Origin of the sequence: Streptomyces sp. NPDC096323, from assembly GCF_040302845.1 — a bacterium.
Lineage (GTDB): Bacteria > Actinomycetota > Actinomycetes > Streptomycetales > Streptomycetaceae > Streptomyces.
In genome coordinates, this window is the sequence record NZ_JBEOSI010000004.1 from 1 (window position 1) to 24729 (window position 24729).

22 protein-coding genes are annotated in these 24729 nt (G+C 71.6%); 10 read left to right on the top strand and 12 right to left on the bottom strand.

Annotated features, from left to right (window positions below; translation table 11 throughout):
- Window positions 1-416 precede the first annotated feature (416 nt).
- The gene (locus tag ABTX18_RS11350) at window positions 417-1442 is read right to left on the bottom strand and encodes a GlxA family transcriptional regulator (RefSeq protein WP_352122499.1); all 1026 of its coding nucleotides are present in this window, start codon (window positions 1440-1442) and stop codon (window positions 417-419) included.
- A gap of 74 nt (window positions 1443-1516) precedes the next feature.
- Here ABTX18_RS11350 and ABTX18_RS11355 point away from each other — a divergent pair, with 74 nt between their 5' ends.
- The gene (locus ABTX18_RS11355; protein WP_352122500.1) at window positions 1517-2101 is read left to right on the top strand and encodes a cysteine hydrolase family protein; all 585 of its coding nucleotides are present in this window, start codon (window positions 1517-1519) and stop codon (window positions 2099-2101) included.
- A gap of 1 nt (window position 2102) precedes the next feature.
- On the opposite strand, the gene proC is transcribed toward ABTX18_RS11355, so the two are convergent.
- The 7 genes from proC to ABTX18_RS11390 all read right to left on the bottom strand — a co-directional run bounded on the left by proC (window position 2103) and on the right by ABTX18_RS11390 (window position 9947).
- Window positions 2103-2912, bottom strand: a complete 810-nt coding sequence (gene proC, locus ABTX18_RS11360; protein ID WP_352122501.1) for a pyrroline-5-carboxylate reductase — start codon at window positions 2910-2912, stop codon at window positions 2103-2105.
- A gap of 59 nt (window positions 2913-2971) precedes the next feature.
- Window positions 2972-3739, bottom strand: coding sequence for an ABC transporter permease (locus ABTX18_RS11365; RefSeq protein ID WP_352122502.1), 768 nt, complete (start codon window positions 3737-3739; stop codon window positions 2972-2974).
- Window positions 3736-4503, bottom strand: coding sequence for an ABC transporter ATP-binding protein (locus ABTX18_RS11370; protein ID WP_352122503.1), 768 nt, complete (start codon window positions 4501-4503; stop codon window positions 3736-3738). The genes ABTX18_RS11365 and ABTX18_RS11370 overlap by 4 nt, the downstream gene beginning before the upstream one ends.
- Before the next feature lie 81 nt (window positions 4504-4584).
- On the bottom strand, window positions 4585-5157 hold the full coding sequence (locus ABTX18_RS11375) for a hypothetical protein (RefSeq protein WP_352122504.1): 573 nt from the start codon (window positions 5155-5157) through the stop codon (window positions 4585-4587).
- 608 nt (window positions 5158-5765) lie between these two features.
- Window positions 5766-7616, bottom strand: a complete 1851-nt coding sequence (ilvD, locus tag ABTX18_RS11380; RefSeq protein WP_352122505.1) for a dihydroxy-acid dehydratase — start codon at window positions 7614-7616, stop codon at window positions 5766-5768.
- Window positions 7617-7885: 269 nt separating this feature from the next.
- Entirely contained in the window at window positions 7886-8710 is an 825-nt protein-coding gene (locus tag ABTX18_RS11385; protein ID WP_352122506.1) for a sugar phosphate isomerase/epimerase family protein, read from the bottom strand.
- A 286-nt stretch (window positions 8711-8996) separates the two neighbouring features.
- On the bottom strand, window positions 8997-9947 hold the full coding sequence (locus ABTX18_RS11390) for a Ppx/GppA family phosphatase (protein WP_352122507.1): 951 nt from the start codon (window positions 9945-9947) through the stop codon (window positions 8997-8999).
- A 96-nt stretch (window positions 9948-10043) separates the two neighbouring features.
- Between ABTX18_RS11390 and ABTX18_RS11395 the strand changes: the two genes are divergently transcribed.
- Entirely contained in the window at window positions 10044-10883 is an 840-nt protein-coding gene (locus ABTX18_RS11395) for a DUF3109 family protein (protein WP_352122508.1), read from the top strand.
- Window positions 10884-10912: 29 nt separating this feature from the next.
- Here the strand turns inward: ABTX18_RS11395 and ABTX18_RS11400 are convergent, their stop codons facing one another.
- Window positions 10913-12802 carry a hypothetical protein gene (locus ABTX18_RS11400; RefSeq protein ID WP_352122509.1) on the bottom strand — a complete coding sequence of 630 codons (1890 nt, stop codon included), beginning with the start codon at window positions 12800-12802 and terminating at the stop codon, window positions 10913-10915.
- A gap of 181 nt (window positions 12803-12983) precedes the next feature.
- Here ABTX18_RS11400 and radA point away from each other — a divergent pair, with 181 nt between their 5' ends.
- The gene (gene radA / locus ABTX18_RS11405; protein ID WP_352122510.1) at window positions 12984-14396 is read left to right on the top strand and encodes a DNA repair protein RadA; all 1413 of its coding nucleotides are present in this window, start codon (window positions 12984-12986) and stop codon (window positions 14394-14396) included.
- 124 nt (window positions 14397-14520) lie between these two features.
- Complete coding sequence (gene disA / locus ABTX18_RS11410) at window positions 14521-15645, top strand: DNA integrity scanning diadenylate cyclase DisA (RefSeq protein WP_352122511.1); 1125 nt, start codon at window positions 14521-14523, stop codon at window positions 15643-15645.
- Window positions 15646-15720: 75 nt separating this feature from the next.
- Here the strand turns inward: disA and ABTX18_RS11415 are convergent, their stop codons facing one another.
- The gene (locus ABTX18_RS11415; RefSeq protein WP_352123067.1) at window positions 15721-16521 is read right to left on the bottom strand and encodes a hypothetical protein; all 801 of its coding nucleotides are present in this window, start codon (window positions 16519-16521) and stop codon (window positions 15721-15723) included.
- Between the two features lie 439 nt (window positions 16522-16960).
- Between ABTX18_RS11415 and ABTX18_RS11420 the strand changes: the two genes are divergently transcribed.
- The 5 genes from ABTX18_RS11420 (at window position 16961) to cseC (ending at window position 21456) form a co-directional block, all read left to right on the top strand.
- Window positions 16961-17863: an HhH-GPD family protein gene (locus ABTX18_RS11420; RefSeq protein WP_352122512.1), complete on the top strand. Its 903-nt coding sequence runs from the start codon at window positions 16961-16963 to the stop codon at window positions 17861-17863.
- Window positions 17864-18067: 204 nt separating this feature from the next.
- Window positions 18068-18628: a SigE family RNA polymerase sigma factor gene (locus ABTX18_RS11425; protein ID WP_352122513.1), complete on the top strand. Its 561-nt coding sequence runs from the start codon at window positions 18068-18070 to the stop codon at window positions 18626-18628.
- Between the two features lie 41 nt (window positions 18629-18669).
- Window positions 18670-19380 (top strand): hypothetical protein, encoded by a 711-nt coding sequence (locus ABTX18_RS11430; RefSeq protein ID WP_503061143.1) that lies wholly within the window; start codon window positions 18670-18672, stop codon window positions 19378-19380.
- Between the two features lie 10 nt (window positions 19381-19390).
- Window positions 19391-20092 carry a two-component system response regulator CseB gene (gene cseB, locus ABTX18_RS11435; protein WP_352122514.1) on the top strand — a complete coding sequence of 234 codons (702 nt, stop codon included), beginning with the start codon at window positions 19391-19393 and terminating at the stop codon, window positions 20090-20092.
- Entirely contained in the window at window positions 20089-21456 is a 1368-nt protein-coding gene (gene cseC / locus ABTX18_RS11440; RefSeq protein WP_352122515.1) for a two-component system sensor histidine kinase CseC, read from the top strand. Before cseB ends, cseC begins: the two co-directional genes overlap by 4 nt.
- A 66-nt stretch (window positions 21457-21522) precedes the next feature.
- On the opposite strand, the gene ABTX18_RS11445 is transcribed toward cseC, so the two are convergent.
- The gene (locus ABTX18_RS11445) at window positions 21523-23100 is read right to left on the bottom strand and encodes an MDR family MFS transporter (RefSeq protein ID WP_352122516.1); all 1578 of its coding nucleotides are present in this window, start codon (window positions 23098-23100) and stop codon (window positions 21523-21525) included.
- Window positions 23101-23224: 124 nt separating this feature from the next.
- Here ABTX18_RS11445 and ABTX18_RS11450 point away from each other — a divergent pair, with 124 nt between their 5' ends.
- Entirely contained in the window at window positions 23225-23809 is a 585-nt protein-coding gene (locus ABTX18_RS11450; RefSeq protein ID WP_352122517.1) for a TetR/AcrR family transcriptional regulator, read from the top strand.
- A 21-nt stretch (window positions 23810-23830) separates the two neighbouring features.
- Here ABTX18_RS11450 and ABTX18_RS11455 read toward each other — a convergent pair whose 3' ends face one another.
- Window positions 23831-24568 (bottom strand): M23 family metallopeptidase, encoded by a 738-nt coding sequence (locus tag ABTX18_RS11455; RefSeq protein WP_352122518.1) that lies wholly within the window; start codon window positions 24566-24568, stop codon window positions 23831-23833.
- Between the last annotated feature and the right edge of the window lie 161 nt (window positions 24569-24729).

A 24729-nucleotide genomic window follows, 5' to 3' on the forward strand; every position in this document is an offset into this window, starting at 1 on the left:
TCACCCCTGCGGGCTTTCCTCCGGGCGCTTCCCTTCGGTCTTGCGTTTCCGACTCTATCAGACTCTTTCGTGTCCGATTCCCGGTCGAAGCGGGTCTCGCATTCTCGCTTTCCAGTTCTTCGCTTTCGCGCTTTCCCTTTCCGGCGAGTCCGACCCTATCAGATCCTTTCGGGCCTGATTCCCGGTCAGCGGGGCTTGTCTTCCCGGCTGTTGGGCCGTTCCGACGAGTGAGACGTTAGCGGAATCCAGGGCCTCGACGCTAATCGGGGTCGCGTTCCTTCGAACGCGGATTCCTCATTTCGCATGAGCGCACGCAGAGGCGGACGACGACTGTCGCTCACTCGTTGTGGTTACTGCGGAATGGCTGTCCGGGGACCGACCGGAGTCGGCGCTCACGTCGGACAACTCGGAGCACACTACGGATGCGGAGGGGGCGTGTCAACCCCGTCCCTCGTCGGGGCGAGGTGGAAGGCGAGACGGTAGTCGCGGGGGCTGGTGCCCAGTTGGGTGGCGAAGTGCTGGCGCATGGTGATCTCGCTGCCGAAGCCCGTGCGACGGGCCACCTCGGGCAGGGGGAGGTCGGTGCGCTCCAGCAGCTTCTGAGCTGCGGCGACGCGCTGGGTGATCAGCCAGCGCAACGGCGTGGTGCCGGTGCTCGCCTGGAAGTGGCGGGCGAAGGAGCGCGGCGCCATGCCGGCCCGGGCCGCCAGCTCCGCCACCGTGTGCGGATCCGCCAGACGGGTCAGGGCGTAGGCGCGTACGTCGGCGAGGGTGTCGGCGTCGCGGTCGGTGTGCGGCGTGGGGTGCTCGATGAACTGAGCCTGGGTGCCGGTACGGAACGGGGCCGTGACCATCGACCTCGCGATCGTCGCCGCGGTCTCCGCGCCATGGGCCGTCCGTACGAGATGGAGGCAGAGGTCGATGCCGGCCGCCGTTCCGGCGGACGTCCAGAGGTTGTCGTCATGGACGAACAAGGCGTCCGGGACCACGGTCACCGCGGGATGGCGGGTGCGCAGGAGGTCGGTGAGGTTCCAGTGGGTGACTGCCCGGCGGCCGTCGAGGAGCCCCGCCTGGGCCAGGGTGAAGGCACCACCGCAGAGAGCGGCGATCGGAGTGGCGCGGGCATGGGCACGTCGCAGGGCCGCGAGGACCGGTTCCGGCGCCGGCGTCACGTGGTCGTCGAGCCCCGGGACGACGATCAGATCGGCCTTGGCCAGCCAGCTCAGCGTGCGGTCGGGGGTCAGGGCGAGGCCGCCGCGCAAGGGGATGGGGGCGTCGGTGGCGGCGGCTCGGCGCAGGACGAAGGGCGGGACTCCGCGGTCCGTGCGGTCCACGCCCCACACCTCCGTGATGACCGAGACGTCGAACGCCCGGACGCCCGGGAAGGCGACGAGGGCGATCCGGGCAGGAGCTGCGTCGGGTGTCCCGGGTGTCGTCGGCATGGTGGCAGTAAACCATCGATCGATGGCTTTTCAGCCTCTGGGCCGCCGTGGTGCCGTGCGGCAGGATCGTGGTCATGGAGATCGCAGAGAACGCAGCGCTGGTCGTGGTGGACGTACAGCAGGGCTTCGAGGAGGAGGAGTTCTGGGGGCCGCGGAACAATCCCTCGGCGGACGAGAACATCGCCGGGCTCATCGACGCCTGGCAGTCGAGCGGACGGCCCGTCGTCTTCGTACGGCATGACTCGAACAAGCCCGCTTCGCCGTTGCGGGTGGGGTATCCGGGGAACGGCTTCAAGCGCTACGTGGAGGAGCGGCGGGGGAAGGGCGGCGGGGCGGAGCTGCTGGTGACGAAGAGCGTGAACTCGTCGTTCTACGGGACGCCGGATCTGAAGGTGTGGCTCGATGCCGCCGGGGTGCGGCAGATCGTGGTGGCCGGGATCCAGACCAACATGTGCGTCGAGACGACGGCGCGGATGGGAGGGAATCTCGGGTACGAGGTGTTCGTCCCGCTCGACGCGACCCACACCTTCGACCTTGCCGGGCCCTTCGGCTGGACGCTGAGCGCGGATGAGCTGGCGCGGGCCACCGCCGTGTCGCTGCACGGCGGTGGGTTCGCGAAGGTGGTGAGCAGTGCGGAGCTGATCGCTGCCGCGAAGTAGCTCAGCCGTTGCCGGAGGCGAGTTCGCGGCTGCGGTCGCGGGCTGCTTCGAGGGCCGCGATGAGGGCGGCGCGTACGCCGTGGTTCTCCAGTTCGCGGATGGCGCTGATGGTGGTGCCGGCCGGGCTGGTGACGGCCTCGCGGAGCTTGACCGGGTGCTCGCCGCTGTCGCGGAGCATCACGGCGGCGCCGATGGCGGCCTGCACGATGAGGTCGTGGGCCTGGGCGCGGGGCAGGCCGAGCAGGATGCCGGCGTCCGTCATCGCCTCGACGAGGAAGTAGAAGTAGGCGGGGCCCGAGCCGGAGAGTGCGGTGGCCGCGTCCTGCTGGGACTCCGGGACGCGCAGGGTCTTGCCGACGCCTCCGAAGATCTCCTCGGCCGTGGCAAGGTGGGCGGTGGTGGCGTGGCTGCCCGCCGAGATGACGGACATGCCCTCGTCGACGAGGACGGGGGTGTTCGGCATGACCCTGACCACCGGGGTGCCCGCGGCGAGGCGGTCCTCGATGAAGGCGGTCGTGATGCCGGCCGCGGCGCTGATGACCAGGCGGTCGGCGGTGAGGTGCGGGGCGAGTTCGTCCAGGAGGCGGCCCATGTCCTGGGGCTTGACCGCGAGGATGAGGATGTCGGCGCGCTTGGCGGCCTCCGCGTTGGTGACCGCGTCGACGCCGTAGCGGTCGTGGAGCTCCGCCGCACGCTCGGAGCGGCGGGTGGTGACCAGCAGGTTCGCCGGGCGCCAGCCCGCCCGGATCATGCCGCTGAGCAGGGCCTCGCCGATCTTGCCGGTGCCGAGGACTGCAACTGTCTGGGTCATGCGCTTCACCCTCCGGGCGGTGCTCACGGTTCTCGTGGCGCCATCCTCGCACCGGCCCCTCAGGCGGTGCGGCGGCGGAGGGTGGCCGCGCCGAGGGCGAGGACCAGGAGGGCGCAGCCGGCCACGATCGCGATGTCGCGGAGGAAGTCGCCGGTGACGGCGGTGTGGTGAAGGACCTCGTTCATCCCGTCGACGGCGTACGACATGGGCAGCACGTTCGAGATCGCCTCGAGGACGGGGGCCATCCGGTCCCGGGCGATGAACAGTCCGCAGAGCAGGAGCTGCGGGAAGATCACGGCCGGCATGAACTGGACGGCCTGGAACTCCGATGCCGCGAACGCGGAGACGAACAGGCCGAGCGCCGTGCCGAGGAGTGCGTCGAGCAGGGCGACCAGGAGCAGCAGCCACGGCGATCCGGTGACGTCGAGGCCGAGGGCCCAGACCGAGACAGCCGTGGCCAGGAGCGACTGGACGATGGCGACGGCGCCGAAGGCGAGGGCGTAGCCGGCGATCAGGTCGCCTTTGCCGAGCGGCATGGCGAGGAGTCGCTCCAGGGTGCCGGAGGTGCGTTCGCGCAGGGTGGCGATCGAGGTGACCAGGAACATCGTGATCAGCGGGAAGATGCCGAGGAGCGAGGCGCCGATCGAGTCGAAGGTCCGCGGGCTGCCGTCGAAGACGTACCGCAGCAGCGTGATCATCAGGACCGGGATCAGCAGGAGGAGCGCGATCGTGCGCGGGTCGTGCGTGAGCTGGCGCAGGACGCGGCCGGCGGTGGCGAGGGTGCGGGCGGCGCTCAGGGGCGGGGTGCTGGTGGTCGTGGTGCTCATCGGGCGTTCTCCTGACGGGCGGCGGCCGCGTCGACCAGGTGGAGGAAGGCTTCTTCGACCGTGTCGGTGCCGGCGCCGGTGCGCAGGGCCTCAGGGGTGTCGTCGGCGAGGATCTCGCCCTCGCGCATCAGGAGCAGCCGGTGGCAGCGTTCGGCCTCGTCCATGACGTGGGAGGAGACGAGCAGGGTGGTGCCGCGGTCGGCGGCGAGGCGGTGGAAGAGATTCCAGAGATCGCGCCGGAGCACCGGGTCGAGGCCGACGGTGGGCTCGTCGAGAACGAGGAGTTCGGGGGTGCCGAGCAGCGCCACGGCGAGGGAGACCCGGGTGCGCTGCCCGCCCGAGAGGGTTCCGGCGAGGTCGTCGGCGTGGCTGGTGAGATCGACCTCGGTGACCGCGCGGGTGACGGCCGCGCGGCGGGCGTCGCGGTGGCGGCGGCCCGGCTGGAGGATCGCCGCGAAGTAGTCGAGGTTCTGCCGGACCGTGAGGTCGGTGTAGACGGATGGGGCCTGGGTGACGTACCCGATACGCGGGCGCAGCGTGGGGTGGCCCGCAGGGCTGCCCAGGACGTCGAGGGTGCCGGTGACCTTGGCCTGGGTGCCGACGACGGCCCGCATCAGGGTGGATTTGCCGCAGCCGGAGGGGCCGAGGAGGCCGGTGATCCTGCCGGGTTCGACGCTGAAGTCGAGCCCTTTCAGGACGGTGCGGCTGCCTCGTACGACGGTGAGGCCACGGGCCTCGATGGCGATGCCCGAAGAATCCATCATCTGAGGAACCTTGCTCCGCAAGGGGCCCGCGGTCAAGGCAGTGGCGGTGCGCGGGTGGGATGCCCCGGGCCGGGGTCCCGGTTACTTGCGGCGGGGCTTCTTCGCCTTCGTCACCTTGCGGGCTGCGGGGTTGCCGGCGCGGGAGGAGCGGCGCTTGGCGAAGCGGGCCTGGGCCGCCTCGTACTCCTCGCGCCGGAGCTTCTCGCCCGGGGCCTCGGTGAACGTACGGAAGAAGTACGCGAGCAGCGAGCCGATGAAGCCGATGGTCTTGAGCCCGCGCAGGGCGTCTTCGCGGGCCGGGTCGGCCGGGCGGCGGCTGAAGCCCTCCCACGTCTTACGGAAGGCGACGGCGCTGCAGATCGCGAACATCAGGACGACCAGCAGGCCGACGAAGCTGCCGACGTCGGCGATCTGCAGGCCCTGGTAGGCGAAGCGCAGCACGAAGCAGGAGGCGGCCGCGGCGGCGAGCGAACCGGCGGCGGCCCCGGCCCGGCGGAGCCCGTAGGAGCCGTCGTGGGCGACCCAGGTCGTCCCGAAGAAGCGGATGGGCTCGGGCTGCGGGCCGGGGGCGGTCGCGGAGGCGCCAGTGGGTTCAGCGCCGGACCCGGGGGTGCCGGGAGCCGTGCCGTCGGGGGTGTCGCTGTTCTCGGTCACGAGACCGATTGTCCCAGGGACGTGGGGGTACCGGGGCAGCCTGCGGGTGCGGGTCCTCCGTGGGGCGGTGGTGCTCCGGGGGCCGGTTCCGTCCTCAATCGCCGGACGGGCTTGGTGCGGGTCCCCTCGCGGGGTGCGGGTGCGCCACGCCGGTGGGTGGGGGTGGGGTCCCTCCGGGGAGACTCCTCAGAAATGGCATGTGCGACCGGGTGCGAAAAGGACCCGAGTCGTACGCCATTTCCTGCGGGGACTCCCCTGCACGCCCCCACCCGGGCCCAGCCGCGTCTGCACACCGGCCCTGGAACCGTCGCAGACGCCAGACGGGCGGGTCCGGGGGCGTGCAGGGGAGTCCCCGCAGGACGACGAACACCGACCCGGGTCAGCTGCGTACCGGCGGAACGTTCGTCGTTTGAGGAGACGCCCCGGAGGGACCCCGGGCCCCCACAACGGGGGTGATGGCGCCCGCACCCTGCGAAGGCACCCGCACCCACCAAGCCCGTCCGGCGATTGAGGACGGAACCCTCCGCCCCGGATAAGGGCAACCACGACAAGACGCCGGCCCCCGCAAGGGGGACCCGCGCCGGCCCCCGCGTGCGGGCGCGGGTGGCTCAGCCGAGCTTGGAGACGTCGCGGACGGCGCCTCGGTCCGCGCTCGTCGCCATGGCCGCGTAGGCGCGCAGCGCCGCCGAGACCTTGCGCTCGCGGTTCTTCGGCGCGTAGACGCCGTTCAGCGCCTCGCGGCGGGTGGCGAGCTCGTCGTCGGCGACGAGGAGCTCGATCGAACGGTTCGGGATGTCGATCCGGATCCGGTCGCCGTCCTCGACGAGCGCGATCGCGCCGCCGGACGCCGCCTCGGGCGAGGCGTGGCCGATGGACAGGCCCGACGTGCCACCCGAGAAGCGGCCGTCGGTGATCAGCGCGCAGGTCTTGCCGAGGCCACGGCCCTTGAGGAACGAGGTGGGGTAGAGCATCTCCTGCATCCCGGGGCCGCCGCGCGGGCCCTCGTAACGGATGACGACGACGTCGCCGTGCGTGATCTCCTTGCGGAGGATCTTGTCGACGGCCTCCTCCTGGGACTCGCAGACGACCGCCGGGCCCTCGAAGGTCCAGATCGACTCGTCGACGCCGGCCGTCTTCACGACGCAGCCGTCCACGGCGATGTTGCCCTTGAGGACCGCGAGGCCGCCGTCCTTGGAGTACGCGTGCGCCACGTCGCGGATGCAGCCGCCGGCCGCGTCCAGGTCGAGGGTGTCCCAGCGCTCGGACTGCGAGAAGGCGGTCGCGGACCGGACGCAGCCCGGGGCCGCGTGCCACAGCTCGACGGCCTCGGGGGACGGCGAGCCGCCGCGGATGTCCCAGTTCTTGAGCCACTCGGCGAGCGTGTCGGAGTGCACCGAGTGCACGTCCTCGTTGAGATGACCGCCGCGGTGGAGTTCGCCGAGGAGGGCGGGGATGCCGCCGGCCCGGTGGACGTCCTCCATGTAGTACGTGCCGCCGGGGGCCACGTTGGGTGCGACCTTGGAGAGGCACGGGACGCGGCGGGAGACCTCGTTGATGTCGTCGAGGTTGTACGCCAGCTGCGCCTCCTCGGCGGCGGCCAGCAGGTGCAGGATCGTGTTGGTCGAGCCGCCCATGGCGATGTCCAGCGCCATCGCGTTGTCGAACGCGGCGCGGGTGCCGATGGAGCGCGGCAGGACCGTCTCGTCGTCCTGCTCGTAGTAGCGCTTGGTGATCTCGACGACCGTGCGGCCGGCGTCCTCGTACAGCGCCTTGCGGGCGGTGTGCGTGGCGAGGACCGAGCCGTTGCCGGGGAGGGAGAGGCCGAGGACCTCGGTCAGACAGTTCATCGAGTTGGCGGTGAACATGCCGGAACAGCTGCCGCAGGTGGGGCAGGCGTTCTCCTCGATGCGGAGGATGTCCTCGTCGGAGATGCTCTCGTCGACCGCGTCACTGATCGCGTTGACCAGGTCGAGCTTGCGGACCGTGCCGTCGACGAGGGTGGCCTTGCCGGCCTCCATCGGACCGCCGGAGACGAAGACCGTCGGGATGTTGAGGCGCATCGCGGCCATCAGCATGCCCGGGGTGATCTTGTCGCAGTTCGAGATGCAGATCAGCGCGTCGGCGCAGTGGGCCTCGACCATGTACTCGACGCTGTCGGCGATGAGGTCGCGGGAGGGCAGGCTGTAGAGCATGCCGCCGTGGCCCATGGCGATGCCGTCGTCCACCGCGATCGTGTTGAACTCGCGGGGCACCGCGCCCGCCGCCTTGATCGCGTCGGAGACGATCCGGCCGACCGGGGCGAGGTGGGTGTGGCCGGGGACGAACTCGGTGAACGAGTTGGCGACCGCGATGATCGGCTTGCCGATGTCCTCGCTCGCTACGCCCGACGCGCGCATAAGGGCGCGGGCGCCCGCCATGTTGCGGCCGTGGGTGACTGTGCGGGACCTCAGCTGGGGCATCGTCTCTCGCTCCTTCGACAGAAAAGACTGCCTCCGAGCGTACGCCTGTGGTGCCAGGATCTGGACGGGGTGTCCGATATGCGGGATGAGGTGCTCAGGGGGTGGGCGGTCGGCGGGGCCGGCGTGGGAGTGGGGGCCGGTGCGGGAGGTTGGGGGTCGGGGCTCTGCCCCGGGCCCGGCTCCTCAATCGCCGGAGGGGCTTGATTTGCCGCCCCGTCGCCGTGGTGCGGGCGGGGCGGCCGCGGGGCCCGGGGCTTCTGCGCCCGGGTTCAAGGGCGCGGCACCTGCGCCGAGGAGGCGAGGTGGAGCCGGGTGAAGGCGAGCGCCTCGGCCAGGTCGGCCTCGCGTTCGGCGGTGGACATCGCGCGGCGTGTGTTGACCTCGATGACGACATGGCCGTCGAAGCCGGTGCCCGCCAGCCGCTCCAGCAGTTCGGCACAGGGCTGGTCGCCCCGGCCGGGCACCAGGTGCTCGTCCTTGCCCGATCCCTTGCCGTCGGCCAGGTGGACGTGGGCCAGCCGGTCGCCCATCCGGTCGACCATGGCCATGCCGTCCGTACGCGCCGTAGAGGTGTGCGACAGGTCGACCGTGAAGTGGCGGTAGTCGTCGTTGGTGACGTCCCAGTCGGGGGCGTACGCGAGCATCTCCCGGTCCCGGTAGCGCCACGGGTACATGTTCTCGACGGCGAACCGCACATCGGTCTCGTCCGCCATCCGCCAGATGCCGGAGACGAAGTCACGGGCATACCCGCGCTGCCAGCGGAACGGCGGGTGGACGACGACGGTCGAGGCCCCGAGCTTCTCCGCGGCTGCGCGCGCCCGCTGGAGCTTGACCCAGGGATCGGTGGACCAGACCCGCTGCGTGATCAGCAGACAGGGGGCGTGAACGGCCAGGATCGGCACCTGGTGGTAGTCCGAGAGCCTGCGCAGGGCCTCCAGGTCCTGGCTGACGGGGTCGGTCCAGACCATGACCTCGACGCCGTCGTACCCCAGGCGCGCGGCGATCCCGAAGGCCGTCGCCGTCGACTCCGGATAGACCGAGGCCGTGGACAGGGCGACCTTCGCATCCGGGATGCGCACCACTGGTTCTGCCACGCAGACAGCGTACGGGCAGCGGTGCGCGCGGCCGAGGGAGCCCGGCGGAAAGTGAGAAGGGCCATGACGGTGACGGGGTTGTTCGGGCCCCAGGGCCTTTCGTTTGGATCAGGCCGGATCAGGGAGCGGGGTCTGATGCGTGCAGCTGCAAGGCGGAGGATTGAGGCAACGCGATGGGGGTCCCCCCATGGCCGTTTTAGGCCTATGGGGGAGTTGGTGATTGACGACAACGCCGCAGATGCGCGTGCCAGACCCCGCGAGCCCGGCATGATCCAAACGAGAGGCCCTAGTTCAGGGCCACGTCCTCGGTGGACGTCAGGTGGTCCAGTCGGCGCAGGATCACTCCCTCGCGCAGTGCCCAGGGGCAGATCTCCAGGTCCTCGACGCCCAGGAGGTCCATCGCCCCCTCCGCGACCAGCGCGCCGGCCAGGAGCTGGGCGGACCGGCCCTCGGAGACGCCGGGCAGTCTCCCGCGCTCCTCGACCGTCATCGCGGCCAGTTTCGGCACCCACTCCTCCAGGGCCTTGCGGCTGAGGGCGCGCTGCACGTACAGGCCCTCGGTGGAGCGTGCGGCGCCCGCGATCCTGGCGAGCTGCTTGAAGGTCTTGGACGTGGCCACGACGTGGTCGGGGGGCCCGAAGCGCGTGAACTCGCCGACGCTGCGGGCGATCCGCGCCCGCACGTGGCGGCGCAGCTCCTTCACCTCCGCCGGGTCCGGCGGATCGCCGGGCAGCCAGCCGGCGGTGAGGCGTCCGGCGCCCAGCGGGAGCGACACGGCCGCGTCCGGCTCCTCGTCGATGCCGTACGCGATCTCCAGCGAACCGCCGCCGATGTCCAGGACCAGCAGCTTGCCCGCCGACCAGCCGAACCAGCGGCGGGCGGCGAGGAACGTGAGGCGGGCCTCCTCCGTGCCGCTGAGGACGGCGAGATCGACGCCCGTCTCGTCGCGTACGCGGGTCAGCACGTTGTCCGCGTTGCTCGCCTCGCGCACCGCGGAGGTGGCGAACGCCAGTACGTCCTCGCACCCCTTGTCCTCGGCGGCCTGGAGTGCGTCGGCGATCGTCGTCACCAGCCGGTCCACCCCGAGCGGGCCGATCGCCCCGTCCTCGTCGAGGAGCTCGGCCAGCCGCAGCTCCGCCTTGTGCGAGTGCGCGGGCAGCGGGCGGGCGCCGGGGTGCGCGTCGACCACCAGCAGATGAACCGTGTTCGACCCCACATCGAGGACTCCGAGTCTCATATGCAGAACGCTACTGCGGTCATGGGGGCGGGCGGACCGGCGCACGGTCCCCGCCGTGTGCCGGTCGGCCGGGCCGGTCGGTCTTACTCTGGGCGCGTGCCAAAGACGAAAAAGGCGAAGCCGGGCAAAATCACGAAGAACCAGAAGACGAAGCAGGAGATGCGGCAGCCGCAGACAGAGGGGCCCCACGGGCCCGACGAGAAGGGGATCGACTTCGCGCGGGCGTGGGTGGAGTTTCCGGACCCCGCCGACGACGAGCAGGTCTTCCGCTGTGACCTGACCTGGCTGACGTCCAGGTGGTCCTGCATCTTCGGCAGCGGCTGCCAGGGCATCCAGGCCGGTCGCGCGGACGACGGGTGCTGCACCCTGGGAGCCCACTTCTCGGACGAGGACGACGAGAAGCGGGTGGCCGGTCATGTGGCCCGGCTCACCCCGGAGCTGTGGCAGTTCCACGACGTCGGTACGGAGTCGGGCTGGGTGCAGACCGATGACGACGGGGAGCGGCAGACGCGGCGCTGGGAGGGGTCCTGCATCTTCCAGAACCGTCCCGGTTTCGCCGGGGGCGCCGGCTGTTCGCTGCACATCCTGGCGCTGCGGGAGGGCAAGGAGCCCCTGGAGACCAAGCCGGACGTGTGCTGGCAGCTGCCCGTACGGCGTACGTACGACTGGATCGACCGGCCCGACGACACGCGGGTGCTCCAGGTGTCGATCGGTGAGTACGACCGCCGGGGCTGGGGTCCGGGCGGGCACGACCTGCACTGGTGGTGCACATCGGCGACGTCGGCGCACGGTGCCGGGGATCCGGTGTACGTGACGTACCGGCCGGAGCTCACGGAGCTGATGGGCAAGGAGGCGTACGACCAGTTGGTCGGGCTGTGCGAGGAGCGGCTCGCCTCGCTGCTGCCGATGGCGCCCCACCCGGCGGACCCGGTCTAGCGGGTCAGCCCTGTCGCGGGGTCGGCCCGTCAGTCCGCCGGTGGCGGGGTGCTCGGGCCCTTGCCCGGGTCGGTCGTGTCCGGGGAGTCCGTGGGGTCCGGGGACGGGCCGGGGGTGCCCGGGTCCGGCGTCGGCGTCGGGGAGCTCTCCGTCGGGTCGGGTGTCGGCGTGGGCTCCGGGGCGGACGGCGACGGCTCCTCCGGGACGGGCGGGTGCGGGCGGGACGGGCCGCTCGGCCGGGGCGGCCGCGGCGTGATGGCCGGGGCCCGGCCCCCGTATCCGTTCAGGGCCACGACCGAGCCCGAAGGGGCGATGGCGATCCGTGCCGTCCAGTACCCGGCGGGTTCGCGGGCGTGGTCCACGAGGACGCGGACCGTGATGCTGTCGCCCGCCGCGAGCGTTCCCGAGGTACGGCTCAGGCGCAGCCAGGACTGGCCCGTGCCGGCCGACCAGGCGACCGGGCCCGCTTCCGACGCGGTGAGCGTGATCGTCGTCGTGGAGCCGGAGGACCGGGCCTCGACGGTGAGGCGGCCCACGCCGTCACCCGCGTCCACGTCGGTGTCCGCGTGCACGCTGATGACCTCGGCCGAGACGTCCGGGAGGCCGTCGCCGTCCGCGAGGCCGGTGCCGGGCTCGGGGCGGGCGTTGCCCGCGTTCTCGTAGTGGCCGTACGGGTCGTCGGTCCTCTGGCCGTCGTCCGTCTCGGTCGCGGTGACCGCCGAGCCGTCGCGCCCCTCACCGGTGAGCGGCGCGCCCCGGTAGGCGGACCACAGGGCGATCACGGGGGCGGCGACGACCGTGGCGACCACCGTCGTCGTCATGACCCTGGACCGCAGCCGGTCCCGGCGGGCGGCATGGTCCTTCGGGTCCATCGGGAAGCCCGTCCGGTCGAACCGGGGTGTGGCGGACCGATTCTTCTGATGTTTCTGCGCCTGCATCATCGCCACGTAGGCGGAGGGGCGCGGCGCCTCGACGACCGCCAGCGCGGCGACGGGCGCCACCGCGGCCCCCGGCCAGGGACCCTCGGCGCCGGCCCGCTCGGCCGCGCGGCGGCAGCCCGGGCAGTCGTCCACATGCCGTACGAGCTCGCGGCGCAGGGTGGCCGAGAGCAGCAGGCGCTGGTCGCCGGTGAGCTTGCAGACCGCGGGGCAGTCGCCCTTCTCGACGACGGCGAGGGCGGCCCGCGTCCGTTCCACCTCGCAGGCGGCCGCGGCCAGGAGCTCCCGGGCGGTCGCGGGGTCCAGCCCGAGGACGGCGGCGACCGCGCGCGGGGTGAGCCGGTGGCGCACCGCGAGTTCCAGCGCTTCGCGCTGCTCGGGGGTGGTGCCCGCCGCCTCGGGCCAGGCGAGCTGGGCCAGTTCGCGGCGGTGCGCCTCGGCGGCCACGGGGCTCTCCGCCGGGGCCGGCCCGGGCGCGAGGGACGACGCCGGCGCCGCGTATCGGGACGCGGAGGGCGTGAGGGGTGGTGCGGGCGAGGTCTTCGGGGGGCGGGCGGCCGCGGGCGTACGCCGTCCCGCGCGGGGTGCCGGTGCGGCGGGGCCGCGGTGGTCGTCCTGCGCCCTGGCCGAGGGCCTGCGCGTCGGCGGTACGTCGGCCCTGCGGTGCGCCCGGCGGCCCTGTTTCTGCTCGCCGAGCCGGCGCAGGCACATCCACCTGGCCAGCGCGTACAGCCAGGTTTTACGTTCCGCCTCGCCCGCCGGGCACCGCCCGCCCTGCCGCTCGGCCAGCGCGAGGACGCCGCCGAGCGCCTCGGTGGCGGCGTCGTGGTCGCAGAGCACGGAGAGGCAGTAGGTGAAGAGGCCGTCGAGATGCGGCTCGTAACGGGCGGGCGGCTGCTTCGGCGACGGGTGGGGCGCGCGGTGCTGCGCCCGGTGTGCGCCGGGGGTCTTCGTCGGGGTCTCCAGCCTGCTGCTCGTCACCTTGCGACCGTAGGCAGGACAGGGCACACCCCTCGCACCTCTTGAGCAGATTTAACCCCTACGGGTGAACGTATCGTTCCATGGGCGACAACGGTCCGGTTTCCGCGCCCTGCACCGCGCCCGCTCCCCCGCGCGCACCGCGCCGGGCCTCACTGTCCGACCTCACCTATACGGTGGCGCCATGGCTGCCCGTACGAAATCCGCGAAGGACCGGCCGTCCTACCGCTGCACCGAATGCGGCTGGACCACCGCCAAGTGGCTCGGCCGCTGCCCGGAGTGCCAGGCGTGGGGGACGGTCGAGGAGTTCGGCGGCGCCCCCGCCGTGCGCACCACGGCGGCCGGCCGTGTCTCCACCGCCGCGCTCCCCATCGGCCAGGTCGACAGCCGCCAGGCCACCGCCCGCTCTACGGGCGTCGGAGAGCTGGACCGGGTGCTGGGCGGCGGGCTGGTGCCCGGTGCCGTCGTGCTGCTCGCGGGCGAGCCGGGCGTGGGCAAGTCCACGCTGCTGCTGGACGTGGCGGCCAAGGCCGCGAGCGACGAGCACCGCACGTTGTACGTCACGGCCGAGGAGTCCGCCGGCCAGGTCAGGATGCGCGCGGACCGGATCCGGGCGATCAACGACCATCTGTACCTGGCCGCCGAGACCGACCTGTCCGCGGTCCTCGGCCATCTGGACGCCGTCAAGCCGTCCCTGCTCGTCCTGGACTCCGTACAGACCGTCGCCTCCCCGGAGATCGAGGGGGCGCCCGGCGGGATGGCGCAGGTCCGCGAGGTCGCCGGGGCGCTGATCCGCGCCTCCAAGGAGCGCGGCATGTCGACGCTGCTGGTCGGCCACGTCACCAAGGACGGCGCGATCGCCGGTCCCCGGCTGCTGGAGCACCTGGTCGACGTGGTGCTGTCCTTCGAGGGCGACCGGCACGCCCGGCTCCGACTCGTGCGCGGAGTCAAGAACCGCTACGGGGCGACCGACGAGGTGGGCTGCTTCGAGCTCCACGACGAGGGCATCACCGGTCTCGCCGACCCCTCAGGTCTCTTCCTCACCCGTCGCGACGAGCCCGTGCCCGGCACGTGCCTGACCGTCACCCTGGAGGGCAAGCGCCCCCTGGTCGCCGAGGTGCAGGCGCTCACCGTCGATTCGCAGATCCCCTCGCCCCGGCGCACCACCTCGGGTCTCGAGACGTCCCGGGTGTCGATGATGCTGGCCGTCCTGGAGCAGCGTGGCCGGATCAGCTCGCTGGGCAAGCGGGACATCTACAGCGCCACGGTCGGTGGCGTGAAGCTCTCCGAGCCGGCCGCGGACCTCGCGATCGCGCTCGCCCTGGCCAGCGCGGCCAGCGACACACCATTGCCGAAGAACCTGGTGGCGATCGGCGAGGTGGGTCTCGCGGGCGAGGTCAGGCGGGTCACGGGGGTCCAGCGCAGACTGGCCGAGGCGTACCGTCTGGGCTTCACCCACGCCCTGGTTCCGACCGATCCGGGGAAGGTCCCGGCCGGTATGAAGGTCACGGAAGTCGCCAACATGGGCGACGCGCTCCGCGTGCTCCCGCGCCGCTCTCGCGCACAGGCCCCACAGGAGGACGGCGCACGCCGGTAGACTTTGCCCTGGTCTCGCCCGTCCGTACGAACGGTATGAGGGACGTAAGGTCTTTCGTCCGAATCGGAAACGGTCCGGACGAGAGGCCCTGAGGGCACCGCGAACCTGTGACCGGAGGAGTGCAGTGGCAGCCAGCGACCGGGCAGCATCGCCCGGAAAGTCCGGCCAAGGCACCGGTAACGAGGCGCTGATGCGCGCCTCGTTGACCGCCGTCGCGCCCGGAATGGCCCTGCGGGACGGCCTGGAGCGCATCCTCCGTGGCAACACCGGCGGGCTGATCGTGCTCGGCATGGACCGGACCGTCGAGTCGATGTGCACCGGCGGCTTCGTGCTGGACGTGGAATTCACCGCGACCCGGCTGCGTGAGCTCGCCAAGCTGGACGGGGCACTGATCCTCGACAAGGACATGACCAAGATCCTCAGGGCCGGCGTCCAGCTGGTCCCGGACGCCTCGATCCCCACCGAGGAGACGGGTACCCGGCACCGCACGGCGGACCGGGTCTCCAAGCAGTGCAACTTCCCGGTGGTCTCGGTCTCGCAGTCGATGCACCTCATCGCGCTGTACGTGGACGGGCAGCGCCGGGTCCTGGAGGAGTCCGCCGCGATCCTCTCCCGCGCCAACCAGGCGCTCGCCACGCTGGAGCGGTACAAGCTGCGTCTCGACGAGGTCGCGGGCACGCTCTCCGCCCTGGAGATCGAGGACCTGGTGACGGTCCGGGACGTGACGGCCGTCGCCCAGCGTCTGGAGATGGTCCGCCGGATCGCGACCGAGATCGCGGAGTACGTGGTCGAGCTCGGGACCGATGGCCGGCTTCTCTCGCTCCAGCTCGACGAGTTGATCGCGGGCGTGGAGCCGGAGCGCGAGCTGGTCGTGCGCGACTACGTGCCGGAGCCGACCGCGAAGCGCTCGCGCACGGTGGCGGAGGCGCTCACCGAACTGGACGCGCTGTCCCACACCGAGCTGCTCGAACTCCCGGTGGTGGCAAGGGCGCTGGGGTACAGCGGCTCTCCGGAGACGCTCGACTCGGCGGTGTCGCCGCGCGGCTTCCGGCTGCTGGCGAAGGTGCCCCGGCTGCCCGGGGCGATCATCGACCGGTTGGTGGAGCACTTCGGCGGGCTGCAGAAGCTGCTCGCGGCGAGCGTGGACGATCTCCAGACGGTGGACGGCGTCGGCGAGGCACGGGCGCGCAGCGTGCGCGAAGGGCTGTCGCGGCTGGCGGAGTCGTCGATTCTCGAGCGGTACGTGTAGCGGAGGCGGCGGGCCGGGCCGGTCCGCTGCCGCACCGGCCCCCTCCCGGCAGGCCGCTCCCCGTCGGTCCTTGCGTCAGTCCTTCGCGAGAACGAACGACGCGCGCTGCACCGGCTCGCCCGGGGCCTTGGCCTCGACCAGGTATGTACCGGGGCCGGCGGTGCCCGCGGGTGGCGTCGCGCACTTCGGGGCGCTCTTCGCGCGGTCCCACTCCACGGTGTGCTCGACGGTCGCCCCCGCCGGCACCTTCAGCAGCACGGCGGCCGCGTTGCGCGGGCAGTCCTTGGAGGACCACACCTCCTCGTCGTCACCGCCGGCTTCGGTGACCGTGAGGACCGCGGACTTGGGGCCGAAGTCGGCCTTGCACGCGGTGGACGAGGTGTTCGTGGCTATCAGCCGGAACGTGGGCTTCTCGTCCGGCGCGTACCGGAGTTCGGTCTTCAGCGTCAGCCGCAGTGCGGCGGGTGCGCAGTCGGGGAGCGAGGAGCCGACCGGAACCTGCTGCCCCGCGGTCCCGCCGCCCGAACCGCCGCCGGTACCGGAACTGCCTGCGGAGGCCGAGCCGTTGGCGCCGCCCGTTCCGTCGCCCGTCCCGTCGCCCGCTGCTCCGGAGCCCGTGTCCGCGCTTCCGCCGTCGCTCCCGCCGACGCCACCGCTGCCGCCGGTGTCGCCCGACTCGTCGCGTCCGCCCGGCTGTTCACTGATCGCCGGGCCGGAACCTGAGGGACCCGGAGTGATCGAATCGGCCGGACCGGATCCGGGAGCCTTCGAGTCGTCGTGGCTTCCCTTGCCGCCGCCGGAGGTGACGGCCCATGCGACCAGCGCCGCGAGCAGCGCAATCAGCGTCGCCGCTACCGCCCTCCGTCGCCAGTAGATGGTGGAGGGAAGCGGCCCGATCGGATTACGCAGAGATCCCACGGCGCAAACTGTACGAGAGAACAGCGCCAACTCCCGCCCCACCCGCCGCCAGAGGCCTTCAAGTTTTGCCGATCATCATTCTGGGACGGCCTGTTGCCGCTCCGGACCTGCGTCGCGGGCACCTTCGGTGATCACGCGGCCACCGTAAGTGATCTTGCGCGGGAGTGGGCAGCATCCGCGAACGACGCAGGACCGCCGCAGGACCACGGCGGCCGGAAGCCGTCCATGCGGCCAGTTGCCGCAACGGCTCGCGGGGCGTGCCGCCACTTGCCGGAACGCGGGGTCCGGTGGGGCGGGGAAAGTCGGGGGTCACTATCACTCCAAGGGCTCGTATGAGGGTCGACACCCCCGTGCCCATGCCCCCCGTCTGCACTTCCGTGCCAGGATCGACGGTGCGATGACTGCCACGACTGCGACACAGACGCCCCCCGCCTCCCTCCACACTCCCGTCATCGGGTGGTTCGACCAGCACGCCCGCGATCTGCCCTGGCGCCGCCCCGAAGCGGGCGCCTGGGGTGTGATGGTGAGCGAGTTCATGCTGCAGCAGACCCCCGTCAACCGGGTCCTCCCGGTGTACGAGCAGTGGCTGGCCCGCTGGCCGCGGCCCGCCGACCTCGCAGCGCAACCGCCCGGCGAGGCGGTCCGCGCCTGGGGCCGGCTCGGCTACCCCCGCCGCGCCCTGCGCCTGCACGGGGCCGCCCAGGCCATAACGGAACGCCACGGCGGCGACGTGCCGAGCGAGCACGCCCAGCTGCTCGCCCTGCCCGGGATCGGCGAGTACACGGCGGCGGCCGTCGCCTCGTTCGCGTACCGACAGCGGCACGCCGTCCTCGACACGAACGTCCGCAGGGTGTTCGCCCGGGCCGCGACCGGCATCCAGTACCCGCCGAACGCGACCACCGCCGCCGAGCGCAAGCTCGCCCGCGCCCTCCTGCCCGAGGAGGACGAGCAGGCGGCGCGGTGGGCGGCCGCGACGATGGAGCTCGGCGCCCTCGTCTGCACCGCGAAGAACGAGGACTGCACGCGCTGCCCGATCGCGGCGCAGTGCGCCTGGCGGCTGGCCGGCAAGCCCGCGCACCAGGGGCCGCCGCGCCGCGGCCAGACGTACGCCGGTACGGACCGGCAGGTGCGCGGCAGGCTGCTCGCGGTGCTGCGCGAGTCGGTGACCCCGGTGCCGCAGTCGGCGCTCGACGCGGTGTGGGACGAGCCGGTGCAGCGGGCCCGCGCCCTGGACGGTCTGGTCGCCGACGGCCTGGTCGAACCGCTCGCGGGCGGCCAGTACCGGTTGCCGCTGGCCTGAGGGACCGGATCTGCCGGTTCCGTTTCTACGGGTCCCGACCCTTCCCCGCCTGCGCTGTTACACAACCGATGGACAGCCGTGCGTCGGCGTACGGCTGCTCCGCACAGCCTCGTGACAACAGCTCCGTAGCGTCACCGACGTCAGCCCGACGACCAGGCGGCTGGCGGTGGTTCTACGGGGTTCACGGGGACGGAGGCGGTTGGCATGGCGCAGGGTGAGGTGCTCGGTTTCGAGGAGTATGTGCGTACGCGGCAGGACGCGCTGCTGCGCAGTGCGCGGCGGCTGGTCCCGGACCCCGTGGACGCGCAGGACCTGCTGCAGACCGCGCTGGCCCGCACCTTCGGCCGCTGGGACGGCATCGCCGACAAGTCCCTCGCCGACGCCTATCTGCGCCGCGTCATGATCAACACCCGTACCGAGTGGTGGCGTGCGCGCAAGCTGGACGAGGTCCCCACCGAGCAGCTTCCCGACGCCAGCGTCGAGGACGGCACCGAGCAGCGCGCCGACCGCGCCCTGCTGATGGACGTCCTGGGCGTGCTGGCTCCCAAGCAGCGCAGCGTGGTCGTGCTGCGACACTGGGAGCAGATGAGCACGGAGGAGACCGCGGCGGCGCTCGGCATGTCGGCCGGTACGGTGAAGAGCACCCTGCACCGGGCACTGGCGCGACTGCGCCAGGAGCTGGAGAGCAGGGAAGCGGCGAGCCGCGCGGAGCGGATCCGTGAGGGGTGTCACGACGAGCGGGGGCGGGAGCGGTGCGCGGCCTGACAGGCAGCGGTGAGGGCGGCGGCGGGAGCTGCGGCCCGGGCATCGCCCAAGGAACCACGAGCATCACGCATGGACCCACGGGAGACGTCGGCGGCGGGCGCGGGCGCCTGCTGAGCGGCTGGGCGGCGAGCAGCACGGCTCTGGCCGGGCTCGCCGCCTTCGGACTGTTCGCCGTCAGCTGCTCCACCGGGGGCACGGGCACGCGTGACGAGGGCCCTGCGGGCAGCCAGCCGGTCGCCCAGGTCACCCCGAGTGTCGCGGCGCCGTCCACGGTGAAGCCGACGCCGAGGGTCGACGCAGTGGATCTGCTCAAGGCGGATCCCGCGGTGAGCGGGCGCGTCAGGAGCGACCTCAAGCCCTGCACCGGTGACGAGTACCCGGTGGACACCTCCTACGGCACCCTCACCGACGGCCCGTCGGCCGATGTCGTGGTGAACGTGATGACCTGCGGCGATTCGGTCGGCGTAGGCACCTATGTGTATCGGCCCCGGTCCGACGGCACGTACGAGAACGTGTTCACCGTCGAGCAGCCCGCCGTCTACGGGACCATCGACCGCGGCGATCTCGTGGTGACGACGCAGGTGTACGGGAAGAAGGACGCGGTCGCCTACCCCTCGGGCGAGGAAGTGATCACGTATCACTGGGCGGGCAGCCGGTTCAACGAGGAGGACCGGGTGCACAACGACTTCAACAGAGCCGTCGGAACCGGAGACGGGGATTTCCCCGCGCCCACGGAACCGACGAGGAACTGAGAGCAGTCCGATGGCCGAGACCCATGTCCTGTTCGTCGAGGACGACGACGTCATCCGCGAGGCCACCCAGCTGGCGCTGGAACGGGACGGCTTCGCGGTCACCGCGATGCCCGACGGCCTCCTCGGCCTCGAGGCGTTCCGGCGCAACCGGCCCGACATCGCGCTGCTCGACGTGATGGTGCCGGGCCTGGACGGGGTCAGCCTCTGCCGGCGCATCCGGGACGAGTCGACGGTTCCGGTGATCATGCTGTCGGCCCGGGCCGACTCGATCGACGTGGTGCTGGGCCTGGAGGCGGGCGCCGACGACTACGTGACGAAACCGTTCGACGGCGCGGTCCTGGTCGCCCGGATCCGGGCCGTGCTCCGGCGCTTCGGCCATGCCTCGGGACACGGGGCGGGCGGCGGCGAGGCGGCGCAGACCGAAGGCGGCGTGCTCGTCTTCGGCGACCTGGAGATCGACACCGAGGGCATGGAGGTCCGCAAGGGCGGCGAGCAGGTGGGGCTGACCCCCACCGAGATGCGGCTGCTGCTGGAGTTCTCGTCCGCTCCGGGCACGGTGCTCTCCCGCGACAAGCTGCTCGAGCGGGTGTGGGACTACGGCTGGGGCGGGGACACCCGGGTCGTGGACGTCCATGTCCAGCGCCTGCGTACGAAGGTCGGTCAGGACAGGATCGAGACGGTCCGCGGCTTCGGCTACAAGCTCAGGGCATGAGGCGCCCGGCCCTGCGGACGGGCGTCCGCTGGAAGATCAGCATCGCCATCGCGGCGGTCGGCGCGCTGATCGCGATCGCGCTGAGCCTGGTCGTCCACAACGCGGCCCGGGTCTCCATGCTGGAGAACGCCCGCGAGGTCCAGCTGGAGCGGCTGACCTACGCCCAGCTCCTCTACGAGGCGACGAAGACGAAGAAGGCCGATCCCCGCTTCGGCGCCAAACTCAACGATCCGGCGATGCCGGAGAGCCTGCGCGAGGAGACCCGGCGCAACCGGCGCGCCACGCACGTCGAGGACAGCGGCGGGGTGCCCGACGTCTGGGCGGCCGTGCCGCTGCCCGGCGGCGACGTGCTCTCGCTGCACACCCGTTTCGCCGACCGCTCCAGCACGATCCTCGGCGATCTCGACCGGGCCCTGATCATCGGCTCGGTCTCGGTGGTCTTCGGCGGCTCCGCGCTGGGCGTCCTGATCGGCGGCCAGCTCTCGCGCCGGCTGCGCAAGGCGGCCGCCGCGGCCGGACGGGTCGCGCAGGGCCACACCGACGTCCGGGTCGGGGACGCCGTCGGCGGGGTCGTGCGGGACGAGACCGATGAGCTGGCCGGTGCCGTGGACGCCCTGACGGACGCGCTGAACGAACGGATCGAGGCCGAGCGCCGGGTCACCGCGGACATCGCGCACGAACTGCGCACCCCCGTGACGGGGCTGCTGACGGCCGCCGAGCTGCTGCCGCCCGGCCGCCCCTCGGAGCTCGTACGGGACCGGGCGCAGGCGATGCGGACGCTGGTCGAGGACGTGCTGGAGGTGGCCCGGCTGGACAGCGCCTCCGAGCGGGCCGAGCTGCAGCAGCTCACGCTGGGCGAGTTCGTCAGCCGCCGGGTGGCGCTGCTGGACCCGCAGGTGCGGGTCCAGGTGGTCCATGAGTCGTGGGTCAGCACCGATCCGCGCCGGCTGGAGCGCATCCTGTTCAATCTGCTGGGCAATGCCGCCAAGCACGGCTCCACGCCCGTGGAGGTCACGGTCGAGGGCAGGGTGGTGCGGATCCGCGACCACGGTCCGGGGTTCCCGGCGGCGCTGCTGCGGGAGGGGCCGAGCCGGTTCCGTACCGGAAGCAGCGACCGGGCCGGGCAGGGGCACGGACTGGGGCTGACGATCGCGGCCGGTCAGGCGCGGGTGCTCGGCGCCCGGCTGACCTTCCGCAACGCGGCCCCCGAGGGTGCGGCCGAGGGCGCCGGCGGGGCGATCGCCGTCCTGTGGCTGCCCGAGCACGCGCCGACGGACACCGGCAGCTTCCCCATGCTCCAGCTGGGCGAGCAGCGCGGCCCGCAGCCGGGTGGCCGGCCGCGGAGCACGAAGGCCGGCGGCTGAGGGCCGCACCGGCACGAAAACGGCCGCCGGGTGTGCGCACCCGGCGGCCTTTCTCGTACGGAACCGCTAGGCGGCGTCGACCACCGGGGCCGCTGTCTCCGGTCCGGCGCCCCTCAGCGGGACCTCCTTGACGAAGAGCGCGGCCACGACGGCGATCAGCCCGACGGCGGCGCCCACCAGGAAGGCGGCGTGCGTGCCGGACGTCACCGCGTACTCGTACGCCTCGCGCACCGGTGCCGGCAGCTTCGCCAGACTCGCCGCGTCCAGCTGGGCGCTGTGCATGGTGACGCCCGCGCCACCGCGGGCGGCCATCTCGTCGTTCACCCGGCCGGTGAACAGCGCGCCCATGATGGCGACGCCGAAGGAGCTGCCGAGCGTACGGAAGAGGGTGGTGGAGGACGAGGCGACGCCCATGTCCTTCAGCTCGACGCTGTTCTGCGCCACGAGCATCGTGATCTGCATCAGGAAGCCCATGCCGGCGCCGAGCACGGCCATGTAGACGCCGGAGGTGAACCGGCTGGTTCCGGTGTCCATCTGCGCGAGCAGGAAGAGGCCGGTCACCATCAGGATCGAGCCCATGATCGGGAAGATCTTGTACCGGCCGCTGTTGGTGGTCACGCGTCCGGCGATGAGCGAGACGATCATCATGGCGAGCAGCATCGGCAGGAGCAGCAGACCGGAGTTGGTCGCGGACGCGCCCTGGACGGACTGCTGGAACAGCGGCAGGTAGAGCACCGCGCCGAACATCACGAAGCCCGCCATGAAGCCGACCACGGACATCAGCGTGAAGTTGACGTTGCGGAATATGTGCAGCGGGATGATCGGTTCCGCGGCCTTGGTCTCGACGAAGAGGAAGCCCGCCAGCGAGGCGACGCCGATCGCGATGAGCTCCATGATGACGGCGGAGTTCCAGTCGTACTCCGAACCGCCCCATGTGGTGACCAGCACGATCGCGGTGATGCCCACGGTGAGCAGTGCGGCGCCGAGGTAGTCGACGCTCACCCTCTTGCGCTCCCGCTTGGGCAGGTGCAGCACGATGGTGATCATGGCCAGGGCGACGGCGCCCAGCGGCAGGTTGATGTAGAAGCTCCAGCGCCAGCCGAGGTGGTCGGTGAGGGTGCCGCCGACCAGCGGTCCGCCGATCATCGCGATCGCCATCACGCCGGCCATCATGCCCTGGTACTTGCCGCGCTCACGGGGCGGCACGAGGTCACCGATGATCGCCATGACGCCGACCATCAGACCACCGGCGCCCAGTCCCTGGACGGCCCGGAAGCCGATCAGCTGGCCCATGTCCTGGGCCATGCCGCTGAGGACCGAACCGATCAGGAAGATCACGATGGACGTGAGGAAGACGCCCTTGCGCCCGTACATGTCGCCGAGCTTGCCCCAGATGGGCGTGGAGGCGGCGGTGGCCAGGGTGTAGGCGGTGACGACCCAGGACATGTGTTCCAGTCCGCCGAGATCACCGACGATGGTCGGCATCGCGGTGCCGATGATCAGGTTGTCGAGCATGGCGAGCAGCATGGCGAGCATCAGCGCGAGTACCACCACCCGCACGCTGCGTTGCTGCGGCTCGGGTTTCCCCGCCGGTCCGGCCGACGGGTCCGCCTTCCCGTCCGTCGCCTTCATCAGGTCCGCCATGTTCCCCAACTCCCCAGATCCCCTGCTGCGCCGGGCCCTTACTTGCCGCCCGGCTAGTTGACTACACTAGGGGAAAGTAGCCCCGTAACTAGCCGGGCGTCAAGTAAGTTTTTGGGAGAGCACCATGGGCAGCACGCCGCAGCCGCGTCGGGGCAACACCCGTCAGCGCATTCAGGACGTCGCCCTGGAACTCTTCGCCGACCAGGGTTACGAGAAGACCTCGCTGCGGGAGATCGCCGAGCACCTCGAGGTCACCAAGGCCGCGCTCTACTACCACTTCAAGACCAAGGAAGACATCCTGGTCGGCATCTTCGAGGACCTCAACCGTCCCATCGAGGAACTGATCGCCTGGGGCGCGACCCAGCCGCGCACGCTGGAGACGAAGAAGGAGATCCTCGGCCGCTACAGCGAGGCCCTGTCCGGCTCCGAGCCCCTCTTCCGCTTCATGCAGGAGAACCAGGCGGCCGTACGCGACCTGAGCATCGGCGTGACGATCAAGGAGCGGGTCCTGGCGCTCGTGGACCTGATCAAGGAGCCCGACGCGGCGCTCACCGACCAGGTGCGGTGCTTCAGCGCGCTCTTCACGATGCACGCCGGGATCTTCGCGCTGAAAGACGTCGACGGCGACCCCGAGGACAAGCGGAAAGCCGCCCTCGAAGTCGCCGTCGAACTGGTCACCCGGGCCCATGACCCGGGTTCCGCCCAGTAGCGGGGTGGTGTCGCGGTCGGATCAGACCGAGACGCCCTCCTTGTGCAGGTAGTTCACCGGGTTGACCGCGGAACCGTAGTTCGGGGTCGTCCGGATCTCGAAGTGCAGGTGCGGGCCGCTGGAGTTTCCGGTGTTGCCGGAGAGGGCGATCTTCTCGCCCTTGTTCACGTACTCCCCGATGTGCACGTCGATCCGCGACAGGTGCGCGTACTGCGAGTACGTGCCGTTGCTGTGCTTGATCACGATGGCGTTGCCGTACGCGGGACCGTCGCCGCCGCCGTTCGGGCCGGCCTTCACGATGACGCCCTTGTGCGCGGCCTCGACCTTGGTGCCGATCGGCACGGCGAAGTCCTGGCCGGAGTGCTTGTGCGCCCAGCGGCTGCCGTCGTTGCCGAAGCTCGCGCTCAGCTGGTAGTGGTCGACCGGGGTCTCCCAGGCCAGCTTCGCGGCCCGCTTGGCAGCGGCCGCCTTCTTGGCGGCTGCCTTCTTCTTCGCGACGTCGGCCTTCTTCTTGGCCTCGTCGGCCTTCTTCGCCGCGGCCAGCTTGGCGGCCTTGCCCTGCGCGACCGCCTGCTGGGCGACCGAGTCGGCGGTGGTGGCACTCGCCAGGCTCGCGGTGCCGGTGGTGCCCGCCGTGCCGGCCGCGAACGCAGCGCCCGCACCGAGAACCATCGACGTCCCCAGGCCGGCTGCCACGACGGCGCCACGGACACGGGAAGCGGACGGGCGGCGGGTCTGGAACGTAACGCGCTTCGACATAAGCAGAAAACCTCCGGGATGACTGAACCCGGCGGCGTGCCGGGCTGGCCATACCTTGGTAACCCGGACCCCCCGATGGACTCAAACCCCCCATCTACGATCAAAAGCCGTAGAAGGAGGCCCGGGAATGCACCGCGCCGGGCTTCGTCCCGCGCCCGTGA

Bases quoted from the DNA above. Each gene is read 5' to 3' on its own strand.
- ABTX18_RS11350 (WP_352122499.1), bottom strand. From the start codon at position 1,442: ATGCCGACGACACCCGGGACACCCGACGCAGCTCCTGCCCGGATCGCC.
- ABTX18_RS11355 (WP_352122500.1), top strand. From the start codon at position 1,517: ATGGAGATCGCAGAGAACGCAGCGCTGGTCGTGGTGGACGTACAGCAG.
- proC (WP_352122501.1), bottom strand. From the start codon at position 2,912: ATGACCCAGACAGTTGCAGTCCTCGGCACCGGCAAGATCGGCGAGGCC.
- ABTX18_RS11365 (WP_352122502.1), bottom strand. From the start codon at position 3,739: ATGAGCACCACGACCACCAGCACCCCGCCCCTGAGCGCCGCCCGCACC.
- ABTX18_RS11370 (WP_352122503.1), bottom strand. From the start codon at position 4,503: ATGATGGATTCTTCGGGCATCGCCATCGAGGCCCGTGGCCTCACCGTC.
- ilvD (WP_352122505.1), bottom strand. From the start codon at position 7,616: ATGCCCCAGCTGAGGTCCCGCACAGTCACCCACGGCCGCAACATGGCG.
- ABTX18_RS11390 (WP_352122507.1), bottom strand. From the start codon at position 9,947: ATGAGACTCGGAGTCCTCGATGTGGGGTCGAACACGGTTCATCTGCTG.
- radA (WP_352122510.1), top strand. From the start codon at position 12,984: ATGGCTGCCCGTACGAAATCCGCGAAGGACCGGCCGTCCTACCGCTGC.
- ABTX18_RS11420 (WP_352122512.1), top strand. From the start codon at position 16,961: ATGACTGCCACGACTGCGACACAGACGCCCCCCGCCTCCCTCCACACT.
- ABTX18_RS11425 (WP_352122513.1), top strand. From the start codon at position 18,068: ATGGCGCAGGGTGAGGTGCTCGGTTTCGAGGAGTATGTGCGTACGCGG.
- cseB (WP_352122514.1), top strand. From the start codon at position 19,391: ATGGCCGAGACCCATGTCCTGTTCGTCGAGGACGACGACGTCATCCGC.
- cseC (WP_352122515.1), top strand. From the start codon at position 20,089: ATGAGGCGCCCGGCCCTGCGGACGGGCGTCCGCTGGAAGATCAGCATC.
- ABTX18_RS11445 (WP_352122516.1), bottom strand. From the start codon at position 23,100: ATGGCGGACCTGATGAAGGCGACGGACGGGAAGGCGGACCCGTCGGCC.
- ABTX18_RS11450 (WP_352122517.1), top strand. From the start codon at position 23,225: ATGGGCAGCACGCCGCAGCCGCGTCGGGGCAACACCCGTCAGCGCATT.
- ABTX18_RS11455 (WP_352122518.1), bottom strand. From the start codon at position 24,568: ATGTCGAAGCGCGTTACGTTCCAGACCCGCCGCCCGTCCGCTTCCCGT.